This is a genomic window from Streptomyces sp. NPDC058534, assembly GCF_042717365.1.
GTDB lineage: Bacteria > Actinomycetota > Actinomycetes > Streptomycetales > Streptomycetaceae > Streptomyces.
Genome location: NZ_JBHXNW010000037.1, coordinates 1 through 16,858 on the forward strand (window position 1 = coordinate 1; position 16,858 = coordinate 16,858).

General features: G+C 72.4%; 17 protein-coding genes and 1 pseudogene. 7 read left to right on the top strand and 11 right to left on the bottom strand.

What is annotated here, in order from left to right; all coding sequences use genetic code 11:
- Window positions 1–94: pseudogene (locus ACFWR9_RS22655) on the top strand (hydrolase); the annotation flags it as partial.
- Window positions 95–221: 127 nt separating this feature from the next.
- Window positions 222–566: a hypothetical protein gene (locus ACFWR9_RS22660; protein WP_383845176.1), complete on the top strand. Its 345-nt coding sequence runs from the start codon at window positions 222–224 to the stop codon at window positions 564–566.
- Window positions 567–582: 16 nt separating this feature from the next.
- Here the strand turns inward: ACFWR9_RS22660 and ACFWR9_RS22665 are convergent, their stop codons facing one another.
- The 4 genes from ACFWR9_RS22665 to ACFWR9_RS22680 form a co-directional block, all read right to left on the bottom strand.
- Window positions 583–1,305: a sulfite exporter TauE/SafE family protein gene (locus tag ACFWR9_RS22665; protein ID WP_383845053.1), complete on the bottom strand. Its 723-nt coding sequence runs from the start codon at window positions 1,303–1,305 to the stop codon at window positions 583–585.
- Window positions 1,296–2,339 (bottom strand): ABC transporter ATP-binding protein, encoded by a 1,044-nt coding sequence (locus ACFWR9_RS22670; RefSeq protein ID WP_383845055.1) that lies wholly within the window; start codon window positions 2,337–2,339, stop codon window positions 1,296–1,298. Before ACFWR9_RS22670 ends, ACFWR9_RS22665 begins: the two co-directional genes overlap by 10 nt.
- The gene (locus tag ACFWR9_RS22675; RefSeq protein WP_383845178.1) at window positions 2,332–3,258 is read right to left on the bottom strand and encodes an ABC transporter ATP-binding protein; all 927 of its coding nucleotides are present in this window, start codon (window positions 3,256–3,258) and stop codon (window positions 2,332–2,334) included. Before ACFWR9_RS22675 ends, ACFWR9_RS22670 begins: the two co-directional genes overlap by 8 nt.
- Window positions 3,259–3,341: 83 nt before the next feature.
- Window positions 3,342–3,548, bottom strand: a complete 207-nt coding sequence (locus ACFWR9_RS22680) for a hypothetical protein (RefSeq protein WP_383845187.1) — start codon at window positions 3,546–3,548, stop codon at window positions 3,342–3,344.
- A gap of 15 nt (window positions 3,549–3,563) precedes the next feature.
- Here ACFWR9_RS22680 and ACFWR9_RS22685 point away from each other — a divergent pair, with 15 nt between their 5' ends.
- Window positions 3,564–4,085 (top strand): dihydrodipicolinate synthase family protein, encoded by a 522-nt coding sequence (locus ACFWR9_RS22685; RefSeq protein ID WP_383845179.1) that lies wholly within the window; start codon window positions 3,564–3,566, stop codon window positions 4,083–4,085.
- Here ACFWR9_RS22685 and ACFWR9_RS22690 read toward each other — a convergent pair.
- Genes ACFWR9_RS22690 through ACFWR9_RS22715 form a run of 6 tightly spaced genes read right to left on the bottom strand, consistent with a single transcriptional unit; the run spans window position 4,082 to window position 10,529 of the window.
- The gene (locus ACFWR9_RS22690) at window positions 4,082–5,047 is read right to left on the bottom strand and encodes a formylglycine-generating enzyme family protein (protein ID WP_383845057.1); all 966 of its coding nucleotides are present in this window, start codon (window positions 5,045–5,047) and stop codon (window positions 4,082–4,084) included. The genes ACFWR9_RS22685 and ACFWR9_RS22690 overlap by 4 nt on opposite strands.
- 27 nt (window positions 5,048–5,074) lie before the next feature.
- Window positions 5,075–6,583, bottom strand: coding sequence for a sulfatase-like hydrolase/transferase (locus tag ACFWR9_RS22695; protein WP_383845059.1), 1,509 nt, complete (start codon window positions 6,581–6,583; stop codon window positions 5,075–5,077).
- Entirely contained in the window at window positions 6,580–7,581 is a 1,002-nt protein-coding gene (locus ACFWR9_RS22700; protein WP_383845061.1) for an aliphatic sulfonate ABC transporter substrate-binding protein, read from the bottom strand. Before ACFWR9_RS22700 ends, ACFWR9_RS22695 begins: the two co-directional genes overlap by 4 nt.
- 20 nt (window positions 7,582–7,601) lie before the next feature.
- Window positions 7,602–8,414: an ABC transporter ATP-binding protein gene (locus tag ACFWR9_RS22705; protein ID WP_383845063.1), complete on the bottom strand. Its 813-nt coding sequence runs from the start codon at window positions 8,412–8,414 to the stop codon at window positions 7,602–7,604.
- Window positions 8,411–9,277, bottom strand: coding sequence for an ABC transporter permease (locus ACFWR9_RS22710; RefSeq protein ID WP_383845065.1), 867 nt, complete (start codon window positions 9,275–9,277; stop codon window positions 8,411–8,413). Before ACFWR9_RS22710 ends, ACFWR9_RS22705 begins: the two co-directional genes overlap by 4 nt.
- Window positions 9,264–10,529: an ROK family transcriptional regulator gene (locus tag ACFWR9_RS22715; protein ID WP_383845067.1), complete on the bottom strand. Its 1,266-nt coding sequence runs from the start codon at window positions 10,527–10,529 to the stop codon at window positions 9,264–9,266. Before ACFWR9_RS22715 ends, ACFWR9_RS22710 begins: the two co-directional genes overlap by 14 nt.
- A 203-nt stretch (window positions 10,530–10,732) precedes the next feature.
- Here ACFWR9_RS22715 and ACFWR9_RS22720 point away from each other — a divergent pair, with 203 nt between their 5' ends.
- The 4 genes from ACFWR9_RS22720 to ACFWR9_RS22735 all read left to right on the top strand — a co-directional run bounded on the left by ACFWR9_RS22720 (window position 10,733) and on the right by ACFWR9_RS22735 (window position 15,835).
- Window positions 10,733–12,073, top strand: coding sequence for a family 43 glycosylhydrolase (locus ACFWR9_RS22720; RefSeq protein ID WP_383845069.1), 1,341 nt, complete (start codon window positions 10,733–10,735; stop codon window positions 12,071–12,073).
- A 109-nt stretch (window positions 12,074–12,182) separates the two neighbouring features.
- Window positions 12,183–14,246 (top strand): SpoIIE family protein phosphatase, encoded by a 2,064-nt coding sequence (locus tag ACFWR9_RS22725; protein ID WP_383845071.1) that lies wholly within the window; start codon window positions 12,183–12,185, stop codon window positions 14,244–14,246.
- Window positions 14,247–14,340: 94 nt separating this feature from the next.
- Window positions 14,341–15,012, top strand: coding sequence for a CBS domain-containing protein (locus ACFWR9_RS22730; protein ID WP_383845073.1), 672 nt, complete (start codon window positions 14,341–14,343; stop codon window positions 15,010–15,012).
- A 91-nt stretch (window positions 15,013–15,103) separates the two neighbouring features.
- Window positions 15,104–15,835 carry a TetR/AcrR family transcriptional regulator gene (locus ACFWR9_RS22735; protein WP_383845075.1) on the top strand — a complete coding sequence of 244 codons (732 nt, stop codon included), beginning with the start codon at window positions 15,104–15,106 and terminating at the stop codon, window positions 15,833–15,835.
- Between the two features lie 41 nt (window positions 15,836–15,876).
- Here ACFWR9_RS22735 and ACFWR9_RS22740 read toward each other — a convergent pair whose 3' ends face one another.
- A complete protein-coding gene (locus ACFWR9_RS22740; protein ID WP_383845076.1) occupies window positions 15,877–16,818 on the bottom strand; it encodes a LysR substrate-binding domain-containing protein in 942 nt (313 codons plus the stop codon).
- Window positions 16,819–16,858 lie beyond the last annotated feature (40 nt).

A 16,858-nucleotide genomic window follows, 5' to 3' on the forward strand; every position in this document is an offset into this window, starting at 1 on the left:
GACCGTCGACGAACCCGGCGCCATCCGCAACATGCTCGCCCTCGGCGTCGACGGCATCATCACCGACTACCCCCAGACCCTCACCCAGCGCTGAGCGGGGCGTCAGGAAGCCGTTGCTTTGACACGCACCGGCGTCGGGCGTTGACTGTCCGCACGGCGCAGAGCCATGCCGCTCCGGGGAATCCGGTGACCCAAGCAACCCAGGAAAGCGGCATACGATGATGTACGACCAGACGCGCGCACAGCAGCCGTCGGACCAGCCCTCGCGTCGCCCCGAGCACCACTCCGCGGCACCGGACGCGCTGCTGCCGTCGGACGAGCGGGACGCGGTCCTGGCCCGCCTCCGCAAGGCCATCAACAGCTTCGCCGACACTCCGTGCGAAGCGCTTGAGGAGGCGGAGGGCGCCTACGACGACGCCGTCGCCCACCTCGTGGACGCGCTCGCGGAGCGACGCCGGGTCCTGCACGAGAGCTGGCAGGACCGGGACCCCGAGACGCGGTCCGAAGAACTCCGGCTCGCGCTGAGGCAGTACCGGGAGATCACCCAGCGACTGCTGCGCACGTAGCGGAACGGCCCGACGGTCAGAGGAACTGCTGGAGGACGAGGACCACGGCACCCGCGACCGCGAGTGCCGTGGCCGCCGCGCGGGTGCGCCGGACGTTCAGCCGCCGGGTCAGCGGCCCGGCGAGCAGTACCCCGGCCACGGCGGCGGGGGTGAGCAGGACGGTGCCCCGCAGCGCGTGGGAGCCGACCGTGCCGGCCGCGGTCAGCGCGGCGAGGCTCATCAGGGAGCCGGCGAGGAAGAAGGCGCTCATCGTGGCGCGCAGTTCCCGTCCGCCGAGCCGCTGCCACACCATCGCCATGGGCGGCCCGCCGATGGAGGTCGCCGTGCCCATCAGGCCCGAGGCCATCCCGGCCAGGACCACCGAGGAGCGCCGCTGCCGCGGCACGTAGCCCGCCACGCTCACCGTGCCGCCGACGAGGACCACCGCGGCGACGAGCAGGGCGAGGTGACGGGCGGGGAGGGCCACCACGAGCAGGGCGCCTGCCAGGACGCCCGGCAGCCGGCCGGCCAGTGCCCAGCCGCAGCCGCGCAGGTCGGCCCGGCCGCGCTCGCGCACGAGCACCGCCGCGGTGACCCCGGTGGCGAGCAGCAGGACCGCCGTCGGGGCGAGCACGGGGTCCACGAGGGAGAAGACCGGCGCGGCGATCATGCCGAGGCCGAAGCCGATGGAGACCTGGAGCAGGGCGCCCAGCCCCACCGTGACCGAGAGCAGGACGAACTCCGGGCCGGTCAGGCCCACGAGGACGCCGCCTCCAGGGGGAAGTGACACAGGCCCGTGTGAGGTTCGGCCCCGACCGCCGTCTCCCGGGCCACGACGGGTGGGGCCTCGGTCGCGCACCGGTCCTCGGCCCGCCCGCACCGGGTGCGGAAGCGGCAGCCGGAGGGGATGTCGAAGGGCGAGGGGATCTCGCCCTGGAGCTGGATCTCCTGGCGGCGGGCGTCGCGGCCGGGGTCGAGGACGGGGGCCGCCGACATCAGCGCGGCCGTGTAGGGGTGCTGGGGGTTCTCGAAGACGTCGTCCGTGTCCCCGTGTTCGACGACCTTGCCCAGGTACATCACCGACACCCGGTCGGAGATGTAGCGCACCACGGAGAGGTCGTGGGAGATGAACACGTAGGTGACGCCGAGGCGGGTCCGCAGGTCGGAGAGTACGTTCAGGACCTGCGCCTGCACGGACAGGTCGAGCGCGGAGACGGGTTCGTCGCACACGATGAGGTCGGGGTCCAGGGCCAGCGCGCGGGCGATGCCGATGCGCTGGCGCTGTCCACCGGAGAACTCGTTGGGATGGCGGTGCGCGTCGCTCGCCCGCAGCCCGACCAGGGAGAGCAGTTCACGGATCCGCTTCTCGCGGGCCTTGGCGTCCGGCACGACGTCCCGGTGGGTGCGCCAGGGTTCGCCGATCAGGTCGGCCGCCGACATGCGCGCGTTGAGCGAGGCGAAGGGGTCCTGGAAGACCATCTGCACCCGGCGCCGCCAGGCCAGCAGTTCCCTGCCGCGCAGGGCGAAGGGGTCGGTGCCGTCGAACCGGACGGTGCCCGCGTCCGGGCGCTCCAGTCCGAGCAGCACCCTGGCCAGGGTCGACTTGCCGCACCCCGACTCGCCGACGAGTCCGAGGGTCTGGCCCCGGCCGATCCTTACGTCCACCCCGTCCAGGGCGGTCAGCCGGCGCCGGCCGCTGCCGAAGGTCTTGCGGATCCCTCGTACCTCCAGCAGCGGCGCGTCCTTCTGCGGACCGGGCCCGGGGGTGGCGGTGGTGGCGCGGGAGTCAGGCACGGTCGAGCTCCTCGGAGAAGTGACAGGCGGCCGAACGGCCCTCGCCGGACGGGCGCAGGGACGGCCGTTCCCGGACGCAGCGCTCCCGTACCAGCGGGCAGCGGGCCTGGAAGACGCAGCCGGAGGGCACCGCGCTCAGCTCGGGCGGGCTGCCGGGAACGGCGGGCAGCGGCCGTCCGCGCACGCTGTCCTCGGGCACCGAGTCGAGCAGGCCCCGCGTGTAGGGGTGGCGGGGTGCGGAGAAGACGTCGCGTACGGGTCCGTTCTCCACGACCGTGCCGGCGTACATCACGACCACGTCGTCGGCGCGCTGGACAACCACGGCGAGGTCGTGGGTGATCAGGACGACGGCCATCTCCCGTTCGTCCTGGAGGTCGCGCAGCAGCCGCATGATCTGGGCCTGCACGGTCACGTCGAGGGCCGTGGTGGGTTCGTCGGCGATGAGCACGTCGGGCGCGAGGGCGACGGCCATCGCGATGAGCAGCCGTTGCCGCATGCCGCCGGAGAACTGGTGGGGGTAGGACCGGGCCCGCTGCCTCGGTTCGGGGATGCCCACCCGGGTCATCAGCTCGATCGCCTGCTCCCGCGCCTGGCGGCGGGAGAGTTTCCGGTGGATGCGGAAGGGTTCACCGATCTGCCGGCCCACGGGCTGCACGGGGTTGAGTGCGGTGAGGGCGTCCTGGAAGACGATGGAGAGGACGGGCCCGGCCAGCCTGCGGCGTTCCGCCGGGCTCATGCGGAGCGTGTCGTCGCCCCTGACGCGTACGGCGCCGCCGGTCACCTCCGCCGCCGGGTCCAGCAGTCCGACGACGGAGAGGGCGGTCATGGACTTGCCGCAGCCGGACTCGCCCAGGAGGGCCAGGGTGCGGCCGCGGTGGACGCTGAAGCTGACGCCGTCGACGGCCCGTACGGTCCCCATGGGTGTGGTCAGGTCCACGCACAGGCCCTCGACGTCGAGGGCGGGGGTGTCGGTGCCGGTCGGTGCGGCACTGGCGGTGGTCGTCACGGGATCATCTCCGGCGGTACGGGGGCCTGGACGGGGCGGCGCTTCCTGGGCAGCGTCAGCCGCCAGCGCTGGGCCGGGTCGGTGGCGATGCGGGCCCAGGCGGCGAGCACCGTCGCGGACACGGTCGTCAGGACGATGGCGAGGCCGGGCAGCACGGTGATCCACCAGGCGGTCTGGAGGTACTGCCGGCCCTGGGCCACCATGAGGCCCCCCCGCTGATCGTCTACAGCCGGGCCAACGCCCGCTTCGACGAGCACGCGGCGGCCGAGGTCGCGCAGCTGCCGACCGTGGCGGGTCTCAAGGACGGCACCGGCGACCTCGACCTGGTCGCGCGCATCGTCCCCGCCGTACGCGCGGCCCTCGACGGGTCGGGCAAGGACTTCCAGTTCTTCAACGGCATGCCCACCGCCGAGGCGAGCCAACTGGCCTACCGGGCACTGGGCGTCGAGCTGTACTCCTCGGCCGCCTTCGCGTTCGCGCCGGACCTCTCCCTCGCCTTCCACCGCGCGGTCGAGGAGGGCGACACCGCGAGGATCGACACACTGCAGCGGACGTTCTTCCATCCCCTGGTCCGGCTGCGCCGGCGCGTCCCGGGGTACGCGGTGTCGCTGGTGAAGGCCGGGGTGACCCTGTCCGGCCTCAAGGCGGGACCGGTCCGTCCCCCGCTGACGTCGCTCACCGCGGACGAGACCGAGGAGCTGGCGGCCCTCGTCGCCGGGGCACGGGCCGCCATCGCCTAGGAGGCCGCCCGGGCGCCGTCGTTGGCGCAGCGGAAGCCGAGGTTGCCGGACGAGGACTCCGGGGTGTTGGAGGACCGTGCGGCGACCCGGTAGCGGTTGCAGTAGGAGTCGTGGCACAGGTAGGAGCCGCCGCGCAGAACCCGTGCGGTCCCGGTCTCCGGGCCGTGCGGGTCCGACGCGGGCGACCGGGCGTAGTAGGTGGGCGAGAACCAGTCGGCGCACCACTCCCACACGTTGCCCGCGGTGTTCCACAGCCCGAAGCCGTTGGCCCGGTAGGACCTGACCGGTGCCGTGGTCAGGTGACCGTCGTCCTCGGTGTTGACGTGCGGGAACCTGCCCTGCCAGATGTTGCAGCGCCAGTGGCCGCCGGGGGTCAGGTCGTCGCCCCAGGGGTAGCGTCGCCCGCCCCGACCGCCGCGCGCGGCGTACTCCCACTCGGCCTCGGTGGGCAGGCGTTTGCCGGCCCACCGGGCGTAGGCGGTGGCGTCGTTCCAGGAGATGTGGACGACGGGATGGTTCTGCCGGGTGCTGATGTCGGAGCGGGCACCCTCGGGGCGGCGCCAGTGCGCGCCCCGCACGTTGATCCACCAGGGGGCTCCCGCGGCGCTGCCGAGGACGTCCGCGGACGCGGCGGCGACCACGAGGTGGAAGACCGCGGAGGACCCGTAGGTTTCCGCGTCGGTCACGTACCCCGTCGCCTTGACGAAGGCGGCGAAGCGGGCGTTGGTGACGGCGGTCTCGTCGATGTGGAAGGGCGGCAGACGCACGGTGTGAACCGGTGTCTCGCCGTCGGCCGGGTATCCCTCCCCGAAGGCGTCCCCCATCGCGAACGCACCGCCCGGCAGCAGCACCTGCCCCCGCGTCGAGCGCGCCCGGTCGGCCTGCCCGGGGGCGGGCGGGGCGCCCGGGACGGCGGCGGGTGCGGCGGCGGGGGTGCAGCACGGGCGGTGGGCGCTGGTCATGGTTCCTCGAAGGGGTCGCGGGCCTGGCTATGCCCGGTACGTGGACTCGTCGAGCCCGCTCAGGGTCGGGTCGTGCGCGACCTCGCCCACGTCGTACATCGACGTCATCCAGTGGTGGAAGTTGTCACCCCGCTCGCGCAGTACGCCGTAGAGCCGGCGCAGCATGCGGGTGCGGACCTCGGCCTGTTCGGGGTGGGCGTAGACGTTCTGGAGTTCGTCCGGGTCGGTGCGCAGGTCGTACAGCTCGTTGACGGAGTCGGGGTTGACGACGAGTTTGTACCGGTCCTCGCGCAGCATGCGCTGCGGGTAGGGGAAGTGGTGGCCGTGGAACTCGCAGACGATGTCCTCGGCCCAGTCCACCGTCTCGCCCCGCACCAGGGGCAGCAGGCTGCGCGAGTCGACGGCGGGTTTCGGGTCTGCGCCCGCCAGTTCGAGGATGGTGGCGGTGCAGTCGAGGAGGCTGACGAACTCGTCGCGGACCTGGCCGGCGGGCGCGCCCGGCACCCGGACCAGGCCGGGGGTGCGGTAGATGTCCTCGTACATCGCCGGGCCCTTGTCGTGCAGCCGGTGCGCGCCGGTGAACTCCCCGTGGTCGCAGGTGAAGAACACCGCCGTGTCGTCCACCAGCCCGAGCCGCTCCATGGCCGCCACGACCCGGCCGATCTCCATGTCGATGAGCGCCACGTAACCCCAGTAGACCGCGATGAGTTTGCGGGTGGTCTCGATCGGCATCGTGTCGAAGGTCCAGTGCGCGCTGTAGTTGCGCTGGACCGGGGGCTTGCCCTCGAACGTCTCGGCCACGGACCGCGGCAGCTCCACGTCGGCGGGGTCGACCAGGTCGAAGTACTCGTCCGGCAGGATGTACGGCAGGTGGGGGCCGAAGAAGTGCAGGGCCAGGAAGAACGGCCGGTCGTGCTCGCGGGTGTCCGCCGCGTACCGTTCCAGCGTCTCGATGGCGCGGGTGGCGAGGTAGTGCTCGAAGGTGGCCTCGACCGGCTGGTGCAGCCGGGCCGCCAGCAGGTTGCCGGGGCCGCCGTTGGGCAGGGTGCCGCGGATCCGGTCGCCGATCTCGTACGGCGGCAGTCCGCGTTCGGCGAGGTAGGCGAGGTAGTCGGGGTTGTCCACGGGGTTGTGCCAGCCGGGGAGTTCGGGGCCGTCGAAGCCGTAGTCGGCGGCGGTGCGCCGGTTGCCGGCGTGCCACTTGCCGATGAGGCCGCAGTTGTAGCCCCGCTCGCGCAGCGCCCCGGAGAAGGTGAACTGCTCCTCGGCCAGGTCCTCCAGGTAGCCGACGTTGCGTTCGTGGTTGGCCAGGAGCTTGTGGCGGAAGGGCGCCTGGCCGGTCAGCAGACTGGCGCGGGCCGGGGTGCAGATCGCGGTGGGCGTGTACCAGCGGTCGAACCGGGTTCCGGTGGCGGCCAGTTCGTCGAGCGCGGGGGTGTGCGCCAGCCGGTTGCCGTAGGCGCCGAGCGTGTCCGTCCGGTGCTGGTCGGTCATGAGGAAGAGGATGTTCTTCCGGTCCGTGCCGGCCTGGGTCACTTGCCCGCTCCCGTGAAGAGGTCGCCGGTGTAGTAGGTCTTCGGGTCGACGGGCTTCTTCAGCTTGCCGGTGCCGACGAAGTAGTCGTTCATGCCCTGCAGCCACTTGGCGACGGTGCCGTCCCGGGTCAGCTTGTCCAGTTCCGCGACGCCGAGCACCTTGTTGTTCGCGGCGTCGGCCTCGACCTGGTCGGCGGGGATCTTCAGTTTGTCCGCGGTGAGTTGGATCGCCTCGTCGGGGTGGTCGGCGCGGAAGGCCATGGCCTCGCGAAGCACGGCGAGGACCTTCTTGGTCCTGTCCGGCTGTTCGGCGACCAGCTTGTTGTTCGCCACGAACGCGGTGGGGAAGGAGATGTCCTGCTCGAAGTCGGCGTTCTTGGCGAGTTCGACCAGGTCGGGCACCTGCTTCTTGATGGTCGCGGCGGCGGGGTACCAGAAGCCCGCCGCGTCGATCTGCTGGGAGGAGAAGGCGGAGACGATGGTGGACGGGTCCATGGGGACGACCTTCAGGTCCTCCTTGGTCATCCCGGCCTTCTCCAGGGCGAGGGAGAGGATCATGTCGCCGGAGGTGCCCTCGGGCACGGCGACGGTCTTGCCCTCGAGCTGCCGCATCGACGTGATGCCCGGCTGGGCGAGGACCCGGTCGGAGTTGCCGAGCGTGTTGATGGCGACGACCTTGGCCTGGCCGGAGGCGGGCAGCCACATGGCGCCGGGGCCTATGTAGCCGAAGTCGAGGTTGTCCGTGCCGAGGGCCTGGATCTGGAGGGGCCCGTTGGTGAAGACCTTGCTCTCCGCGGACAGGCCGTGCTTCTTCCACAGGCCCTTGGCCTCGGCGATGGCGATCAGACTGGCGCCGTTGAAGTCGTTGATGTAGCCGAAGCGGACCTTGTCGCCCGAGGCGCCGGAGGACGATCCGTCGCCGCACGCGGCGAGCAGCGTCAGCGCGGCCGCGCCGGCCAGGGTGGCGGTGAGGCGCCTGCGGGTGGGTGTGGTGGGCATGGCGGTGCGTCCCTTCCGGGTCATGAGGTCGGGGAGTGGGCACCGGAAAGGGCGGCGGTGCGGCCTTCCTGGTGGTAGACGGAGTGCCACACCCGGTTGCGCAGGGCGGCGAACTCGGGGCTGAGCCGGAACGCCTCGTCGCGCACGACGGCGGGGTCGACCTCGATGACGTCGTAGACGCGCCCGGGACGGGCCGCCATGACGATCACGCGGTTGGCCAGGAACACGGCCTCGTCGACGTCGTGGGTGATGAACAGCACCGTGCGCTTGTCCTGGCTCCAGGTCCGCAGCAGTTGCTCCTGGAGTTTGACCCGGGTGAGCGCGTCGAGGGCGCCGAAGGGTTCGTCCATCAGCAGGATCGAGGGGTCGACGGCGTAGGCGCGGGCGATGGCGCAGCGCTGGCGCATGCCTCCGGACAGCGTCTTGGGGAGCGCGTCGGCGAAGCGTTCCAGGCCGACCAGTTCGATGAAGTGCTCGGCCCGGGCGCGCCGTTCGCGTTTGGGGACGCCCGTGGTCCGGAAGCCGAACTCGACGTTCTGCCGCACGGTCAGCCAGGGGAAGAGGGCGTACTGCTGGAAGATGACGCCGCGTTCGGGTCCGGGCCCGGCGACGGGCGCCCCGTCGACCAGGGCGCGGCCCGCCGTGGGGGTCTCCAGGCCGGCGAGGATGTTCATCAGGGTGCTCTTGCCGCAGCCGGAGGGGCCGACGACGGTGACGAACTCGTGGTCGGCGATGTCGATCGAGACGTCGTCGAGGGCGGTGAAGGTCTCCCGGCCCAGTGCGAAGGTCTTGGTGACGCCCTGGACGGATATCTTGGCCGGCTTGCTGGTCATCGGCGTTCCTGCCATCGGGTGAGCCTGCGTTCGGCGAGGAGGAGGACGCGGTCCATGAGGAGACCGAGGATCCCGATCGAGATGAGTCCGACGAAGATGGTCGGGAGGTCGTAGTAGAGCTGGGCGTTCTGCATGCGGTAGCCGAGGCCCTGCTGGGCGGCGATCAGTTCCGCGGCGACCAGGGTGGCCCAGGCCGAGCCCAGCCCGACCCGCATGCCGACGAGGATGAAGGGCGTGGAGGCCGGCACGACGACGCGGGCGAAGATCGTTGCGTCCTTGGCACCCAGCACCCGGGCGGCGTCGATCAACGTGCGGTCGACGTTCACCACGCCCTGGAAGGTCGAGATCACGCAGGCCAGGAACGCGGCGAGGAAGATGACGAAGATCTTCGGGGTCTCGTCGATGCCCATGGCGACCACGGCCAGCGGGATGATCGCCAGGGGCGGGATGGTGCGGAAGAACTGGATCCAGGGTTCGATCAGGCCGCGCACGATGCCGTACCAGCCCATCAGGAAGCCCACCGGTACGGCGACGGCCGTGCCGAGGGCGAAGCCGGTCAATACCCGCGTCAGGCTGGCCAGGGCGTCCTCGGCCAGGGTTCCGTCGCCGATCAGCGTCCCGGCCCGGGTGACGACCTCCGGCGGGGTGGGCAGTTTGAAGCCGGCCGACGCCGCGGCCCACCAGATCGCGATGCCCGCCGCGACGGACACGGCGTTCAGGACGAGGGGCAGGCCGCGCCGGCCGGTGCGCGCGCGTCCGGGCGCGGCCCCGGTGGCCTCCGTGCCGGCGCCGGGCGGGGCTGCGGGCCGCTGCCCGGGCGGGGGGTGTCCCGGGTCGGCGCCCCGCTTGTCAAGGACGGACATGGGCGGCTCCTTCGGTGGCGGAGTCGGCTGCATCGGAACGGCCCTTCACGTCGGCGGTTTCGGGATACCTCGCCAGGAGGGGAGAGCTGTGGAAGACCGCGGCGAGCGCGCCGAGGGCACCGTCGTCGTCCGACAGCCGGGCCGCGGCGACGACCGGGCCGGCCGAGGCGGTCGGGAAGATCTCGGCGGCGAGGGTGGCGGCGACCTGCTCGACGATCACGGGCGCCAGCCGGGTGATCTCGCCGCCGACGACCACCTTCGCCGGGTTCAGCATCATGGTGGCCGCGCCGACGACCCGGCCCAGCGCGCCCGCGGCCTCCCGCAGCACCCGGTCCACGACGGGGTGGGCGCGGCTCACGGCGTCCGCCAGGTCGTCGAGGTTCTCCAGCCGCAGGCCGAACTCCCAGCAGGCGGCGAGGATGCCGGGCACCGAGGCCACGGTCTCCAGACAGCCGCGCTTGCCGCACCGGCAGGGCCGGCCCGCCGGTTCCACGGTCACGTGTCCCAGCTCGCCGGCCAGCCCGGAGGAGCCGGTCACCAGCTGGCCGCCGACGACCAGGCCGCCGCCGACGCCGTCCGACAGACGGACGTACACCAGGTCGGCGACGCTGTCGGCGCCGCTGATCGCCTCGGCGAGGGCGGCGAGGCGGGTGTTGTTGTCGACGATCACGGGTGCGTCGAAGCGTTCGGCGAAGGCCATGTCGACGCCCTCCGGGGCGGGCCGGAGCACCGTGGTGCCGGAGGTGGCGCGCGGCCAGGCGGCACCGTCGGGCGCCGGGTAGGGGCCCGGCACGCCGATGCCGATGCCCTGCAACGCGCCGTAGTGCACCCCGGCCTCGCTGCTCAGCCGGTCGACCAGCGCCAGGGCCAGCTCGGTCCGGGTCCGCCAGGTCGCGGTGTCCTCGTACCGGACGGAGCCCGAGACCATGATCTCGTGCGAGGCGTCGGCGACGACGACGTGCACCCGCCGGTGCCCGAAGTCGACGCCCATGAACTGGGCCGACGCCGGATCGAGGGCGAGGCGCTCGGCCGGCCGGCCGCTGCCCTCGCGCCGGGAGGCGTCGGTGTCCACGACGACGATGGCGCCCCGTTGCAGGAGGTGGCCGGTGATCTCGGACAGGGTGGTGCGGGACAGGCCCACGACCCGGGCGATCTCGCCGCGGCTCATGGCGCCGTTCTCCTGCAGCGCACGCATCACGCGCTCTTCGTGGGTCCGCCTGACCAGTGCGTGCACTCCGCTGGGCATCTGCATGCCGGTCAACGTAGGGAGGCCAGATTATTCCGTCAACACTCCGACAGAAAGAGGAAATGAAGCGTTCACAATCCCTGGTGGGGCAACGCCTGCACGGGCACCCCTTCGCGCATTATTCGTCCGCCCTGTTGACGTAAATGCGCGGGTGTTCGCATGCTGTGCCGCACCTCCCCGGACGGGGACGACGAAGGAGAGCGCCACTGATGACCCATGCCGAGAACGGCCCGAACCGACGTTCCCTGCTGGCCGGCGCCGCCGGTCTCGGGGCGGCGTTCGCCCTGCCCGCCGGCGCCGCGCAGGCGGCCCCGGGCACAGCGCACGGCGCGGCGCGGCGGTATCCGCCGAACTGGCCCGACCCCGCGCCGTACGGCCTCGCGGACACCAGGGAGGACCTGTGGCCGCGGGAGGACAACTCGTTCGTCCTCCCGCTGGAGCCGCGTCCCCGCGACGAGGAGCGCGGCACGGTCTGGATGCGGGACACGTACGTCAACTGCTTCGACGTCGGCGGCCGTACGGTCTACGTGGCCACCGGCACCACCCGGGTGCCCGGACTGGAGGCCGCCGCCCCGTGGAACGACGGGATCTTCGTGTGGCTGGCCCCGTCCCTCAGGGGCCCGTGGCGCCTCGCCGACACGACCGGCATCCGGCCGGGCGCCGAGAAGGGCAAGGTGTGGTCGCCGGAGTTCGCCGGGGAGAACCGGCCCGGGCGCACCGTCGTGGCCCCGTGGCAGGAGTACTGGCACGACGACCGGTTCGGCAAGCGCGGCCAGGCCTGGGCCCCGGAGCTGCACTACTTCCGCGGGACCTGGTACATCGTCGCCTGCATGGGCGACCACTCCCGCAAGGTCGGCTCGTTCATGCTGGTCAGCGAGGGTGGCGTGGAGGGCCCGTACCGGCTGGTCGAGGGCAATCTGGAGAAGCCCTTCGGCGACTCGTTCATCGGCGGCCCCTCGTTCATCGAGCCCGGCGCCTACCACCACATCGACGGCAGTCTCTACTCCGAGGGGGACGACGCGTGGCTCGTCCTCCACAACGACCTGTACGCCAGGTTCCGGGACGACATGGAGGACATCGTCCCGGCCACGGACCTGCCGCGGTTCCGGCAGACGCCCTACTCCCCCGAGCCGTACCTCGAAGGCGCGTACGTGTTCAAGCACCGGGGCAGGTACTACCTGGTCCACGCCGCGTGGGACCGTACGTCGCGCAACCCCGACGGCAGCACGCGGTACGCCTACGACCCGCCCGGCACGGGCCGCACGCAGTACCAGTACGACGCGGTCGTCGCCGTCTCGGACCACTTCGAGGGGCCGTACTCCGAGCGGTGGACCGCGGGGGTGGGCGCGGGGCACAACAACTTCTTCACCGACCGCCGCGGAGACCTGTGGGCGACGTTCTTCCGCAATCCCAACTTCGGGTACTGGGCCGACCCGTCGCGCGTCGACGACGCCGCCGTGCCCGGGGTGGTGCGCCTGGAGTGGACCGGGCCGAGGGACGGCCGCCTGTACGTGAAGCGCCGGTCCCGGGGGCACGGGCACGGCCACTGACCGTCTCGCATGCCGTCGCGGCGGTACGGGCGTAGTGTCCTCGTATGCGTGATGTGCGGTCCGGCCGGCGTCGGGCGGTCCCGCGGTGGTGGGTCCGGGCGGACGGCTGATGGACTCCGCGATGGCCGCCGTGGTGCGGGAGAGCGGCGCCTTCGGGGGACTGCTGTACGTACTGCCGCCGGGCGACAACGCCCTGTGGCAGGTTCTGGTGGCGGGGGTCCCCCAGGAGGTGGCCGCTCCGTGGCGGCGGGTCGGACTGGCCGATCCGATGCCCGTGGCGGATGCCGTCCGCGAGCGGCGCCTGGTGTGGGGCAACGGGCGGGAGGAGATGGCCCGCCAGTATCCGCGGGTCGCGCTCGTCCTGCCCTACGACTTCGCGCTCGCGGCAGCCCCAATCGTCTCGGAGACCGCCGTCCGGGGCGGTCTTGTGCTGCTGTGGCCCGCAGACCACGGGGCGCGGCTGACCACGGGGGAACGCGAGGTCATCGAGGAGGGCTGCCGTCGTCTGGGCGGGATCGTGGAGGGGGTGGTGACCCGTGACGGGCCGCTGCTGACCGGGGACCGGCCCCGGACGCTCCCGCCGCCGAGACCCCGCACGCCCTCCCCGTTCGAGGCGGCGGCCCTGTCCGCCTTCGTGGACCGGCTGCCGGGCGGGTCCTGCGCGCTGGACCTGGACGGGCGCGTCACCTTCGTCACCCCGGGCGCGGCGGCGCTGCTCGGCGCCGACCGGACCGGCCTGGTGGGCGCCCTGCCGTGGGAGGCGCTGCCCTGGATGGACGTCCCCCACGTCGAGGACCGCTACCGGGCCGCGCTGGTCAGCCGCCGTCCGCAGGCCTTCACCGTGCTGCGGCCGCCGGACACCTGGCTGGCCTTCGAGCTGTACCCGGACGCCACCGGGCTCAGCGTCCGCATCGCCCGGGGCGCCCCGGGCGAGGAGGGCCCCGAGGCCCGGTCCGTGCCGACCGCCGGGCCCAGCCGCGCCACCGTGCTCTACCACCTGATGCACCTGGCCTCCACCCTGACCGAGGCCGTGGGGGTGCAGGACGTGGTCGAGCAGACCGCGGACCAGTTGCTGCCGGCCCTGGGCGCCCAGGCCATGGTGGTGATGGCTCCGGAGGACGGCCGACTGAAGATCGTCGGCTACCGCGGATACAGCCCCGACCTCCTGGAGCACTACGACGCGGCCCCGCTCGACTCGGCCCTTCCCGGAGTCGACGTCGTGGCCACCGGTGTCCCGGGGTTCTGGACGACCTTCGACGAACTCCACGAGGCGTACCCGGCCAGCGTGCACGAGGACGGGATGGCCGCGTGGGCCGTACTGCCGCTGATCGCGTCCGGCCGCCCCATCGGGTCCCTGCTCCTCGCCTACGTACGGCCGCACGTCTTCCCGCCCGGTGAACGGGCCGCGCTCACCTCGCTCGCGGGGCTGGTCGGGCAGGCCCTGGACCGCGCCCGTCTCTACGACGCCAAGCACCATCTCGCCCACCGCCTCCAGTCCGCCCTGCTGCCGCACACCCTGCCCCGCGTGCCACGGCTGAACGTCGCCGCCCGCTACCTTCCGGCCGCCAGTGGCCTGGGCGTCGGCGGCGACTTCTACGACCTCATCCGCCTCGACGAGCACACGGCGGGTGCCACCATCGGCGACGTACAGGGCCACAACGTGGACGCCGCCGCGCTCATGGGACAGGTCCGCACGGCCGTGCACGCCCACGCCACCGCGGGGGCGCGCCCCGACGACGTGCTGGCCCGCACCAACCGGCTGCTCACCGACCTGGACCCCGGCCTGTTCACCAGCTGTGCCTACGTCCACCTCGACCTCGCCACGCACCGCGCCTGTGTGGCCCTGGCCGGTCACCCGCCGCCCCTGATACGCCACGCCGACGGGCGCATGGAACCGCTGCGGGTGCCGCCGGGCCTGCTGCTCGGCATCGAGCCGGACACCCTCTACGCGTCGCTGGAGTTCGATCTCCCGCCGGGCAGCGTGCTCGCGCTCTACACGGACGGGCTCGTCGAGGCTCCCGGAGTCGACCTCGACGACGCGATAGCCGCCCTCGCCGGGCTCCTCGAAGCCGGCGACCCGGCCGACCTCGACGAGATGGCCGACACCCTCATACGGCACGCGCCGGCCCCCGACGACGACATCGCCCTGCTCCTGATCAGTCCCCGTGCCTGAGGGGAGGGCACTTAGGCGGCGGGCGGCACGTTCGCACAGGTAAGAAGGACGGACGCCGGTCGACACGGGCCGGCAGCGGAGGAGAAGACCCTTCATGAAACACCAGAAGGTGCGCGATCTGATGAGCGACGCCGTGATCCGCGTCCAGCACGGCACACCGTTCAAGGAGATCGCCCACCTGCTGCTGGAGTACGACATCACGGCCGTCCCGGTGGTCGACGACGAGAACCGTCCCGTGGGGGTGGTGTCGGAGGCGGACCTCCTCCAGAAGATGTGGGGCGCGGAACCCGACGGCTCCCCCGAGTACGAGGAGTGGTCCCGGTCGGCGGGGCGCAAGGCGTCCGCCACCGACGCGGCGGGGCTGATGACCTCTCCCCCGGTGTGCGCACGGGAGGACTGGAGCGTCGTCGACGCCGCCCGGGTGATGGCCCGGCACGGCATCAAGCGGCTGCTGGTCGTCGACGCCGACGGACGGCTGATCGGGGTGGTGAGCAGGAGTGACCTGCTGCGGGTCTTCCTGCGGGCGGACCGGGCCATCCGCACCGAGATCATCGAAGAGGCCCTGGTCAAGGCCCTCGGTCTGGCCCCGTCGTCGGTGCAGGTGGACGTGACACACGGGCACGTCGTGCTCAGCGGCCGGCTGCCGGGCCATGTGTCCGCCCCGGCGCTGGAGGAGCACTGCAGGAGCGTCGACGGCGTCGTCGCCGTGGAGTTCCGGCCGGCCGGGGAGACCGGCGCCGAGGGGGCCGCCTCCGTGGGTTCCTGACCGGCGGTCCGGGGCTTGGCAGCTAGAGATCTCCCTGACAGTGTTCGACTTCTTGATGTGCCATCAGGTATCGGCGCCATAGGGTCGCCCCATGCCCACCGAGCGACCCACACCGCCCTCCCTCTCCCTGCGCGAGCGGCGCCGGGCCGCGGCGGCCCGGGAGATCCTGGACGCCGCCGAGGAGCACATCGGCCTGCACGGACCCGCGGCCCTGTCCCTGCGGGCGGTCGCCCGCAGTCTCGGCATGACCGTGCAGGCGCTCTACCATTACTTCCCGAACCGGGACGCCCTCGTGACGGCCCTCATCGCCAAGGCCTACGACGATCTGGCCGACGCCTTGCAGGCCACCGCCGACAGCGAGGCCGAGGACCCGTCCACCCCGCGCCTGCTGGTGGTGGCCGGGGCGTACCGGGACTGGGGCATCGCCCATCCCGAGCGTTTCCAACTCCTCTACGGGACGCCGCTCAGGTACTACGTCGCACCGGCCGAGGGTCCGACCACCCAGGCGGTCCGCCGGATGGGCGCGATCTTCCAGCGTGAGCTGTTCCGCGGCTTCACCGAGGCGCAGCTGGCGGCGGCCGACACCCCACCGCTCTCCTCCCCCTTCGAGGAGCGGCTGGCCCTCCTCCCCGCGAGCGCCCAGGGGGACCTGCCGCCCGCCGCGGCGTCACTCTTCCTGAGCGCGTGGGGGCACCTGCACGGCCTGGTCGTTCTGGAGGTGTTCGGACACACCGGCTTCCTCGGCGCGTATCAGGCCGAGGTCTTCCGCTCCTCGATACGGATGATGATCGAGGACATCCACCGCCGGATACCCGCCGCGTGACCAGGTGAGCGCGGGGCCTTCACGGGCGGTCGTCGCGGCGCTCAGGGGCGGTCGTAGCGGCGCTCAGGGACGGGTTCCGGGGCGGCGAGGGCGGAGATCTCGGGGTGGTCGCGGAGCGCGGCGATGACCGCGCCGACCGCCGCGCGCCGAGGGGTGCCCCGGCGTACCACGACGACGACGTTGCGGTGCACCGCCGGGCTGAGCCGCCGGGTGAGGACGGCGTGTTCCGGTGTGACGGCCAGGGCCGGCAGCAGAGCGATCGAACCCGTCGTCTCGACGTGCCGCAGCAGCATCAGGTAGTTGCTGAAGCGGCAGGCCACCCGGGGTTCGAACCCCGCCTCGCGGCACAGCCGCAGGGTCAGGTCCGCCATGTACGACTGGGGCCGGTCGCACGCCCAGGTCTCCTCCTTGCAGGCCGCGAGGTTCACCGCCGTACGGGAGGCCAGCGGGTGGCCGCGGGGCAGTACCAGCACGACCGAGTCGCTGCCCAGCGAGACGATGTCGAGGTCCGCGCCCCAGGAGAGGCCGGTGTAGTCGGTGGTGGTGACGATGACGTCCGCCTCGCCCGAGCGCAGGGCGGGTCCGCTCTCGTGCGGCTCCATCTCGACGAGTTCGACGTGCAGGTGCGGGTGGGTGGTGGCCAGGCGGGTCGCCGCCGGGACCGCGAGGCTGTAGATCGCGCTCTGGAACACACCGAGCCGGACGGTGCCGATGGGCTCGTCGTTCAGGGCGCGCAGTTCCGCCTCGGCCTCGGCCATCCGGTCGAGGATCTCCCGGCCCCGGCGGGCCAGCAGCAGTCCGGCCGGCGTCAGCCGCACCCGCCGCCCCGTCCGCTCGATCAGCCGGCACCGGGTCTCCGTCTCCAGCACCGCCAGCTGCTGGGAGACCGTCGAGGCGCTCAGATGCAGCGTGTCGGCGACCGCGCGGACCGTACCGAGCGTGTCCAGCAGGCCGAGGAGATGCAGTCGTCCGGAGTTGAGCACGCCGTGATTGTACGGCGATGGCGTACAGCAGCATCGAAAC

Excerpts from the sequence above, each read along its gene's own strand:
- ACFWR9_RS22660 (WP_383845176.1), top strand. The coding sequence starts at position 222 with ATGTACGACCAGACGCGCGCACAGCAGCCGTCGGACCAGCCCTCGCGT.
- ACFWR9_RS22675 (WP_383845178.1), bottom strand. The coding sequence starts at position 3,258 with ATGGGGACCGTACGGGCCGTCGACGGCGTCAGCTTCAGCGTCCACCGC.
- ACFWR9_RS22680 (WP_383845187.1), bottom strand. The coding sequence starts at position 3,548 with ATGGTGGCCCAGGGCCGGCAGTACCTCCAGACCGCCTGGTGGATCACC.
- ACFWR9_RS22690 (WP_383845057.1), bottom strand. The coding sequence starts at position 5,047 with ATGACCAGCGCCCACCGCCCGTGCTGCACCCCCGCCGCCGCACCCGCC.
- ACFWR9_RS22700 (WP_383845061.1), bottom strand. The coding sequence starts at position 7,581 with ATGCCCACCACACCCACCCGCAGGCGCCTCACCGCCACCCTGGCCGGC.
- ACFWR9_RS22705 (WP_383845063.1), bottom strand. The coding sequence starts at position 8,414 with ATGACCAGCAAGCCGGCCAAGATATCCGTCCAGGGCGTCACCAAGACC.
- ACFWR9_RS22710 (WP_383845065.1), bottom strand. The coding sequence starts at position 9,277 with ATGTCCGTCCTTGACAAGCGGGGCGCCGACCCGGGACACCCCCCGCCC.
- ACFWR9_RS22715 (WP_383845067.1), bottom strand. The coding sequence starts at position 10,529 with ATGCAGATGCCCAGCGGAGTGCACGCACTGGTCAGGCGGACCCACGAA.
- ACFWR9_RS22720 (WP_383845069.1), top strand. The coding sequence starts at position 10,733 with ATGACCCATGCCGAGAACGGCCCGAACCGACGTTCCCTGCTGGCCGGC.
- ACFWR9_RS22725 (WP_383845071.1), top strand. The coding sequence starts at position 12,183 with ATGGACTCCGCGATGGCCGCCGTGGTGCGGGAGAGCGGCGCCTTCGGG.
- ACFWR9_RS22730 (WP_383845073.1), top strand. The coding sequence starts at position 14,341 with ATGAAACACCAGAAGGTGCGCGATCTGATGAGCGACGCCGTGATCCGC.
- ACFWR9_RS22735 (WP_383845075.1), top strand. The coding sequence starts at position 15,104 with ATGCCCACCGAGCGACCCACACCGCCCTCCCTCTCCCTGCGCGAGCGG.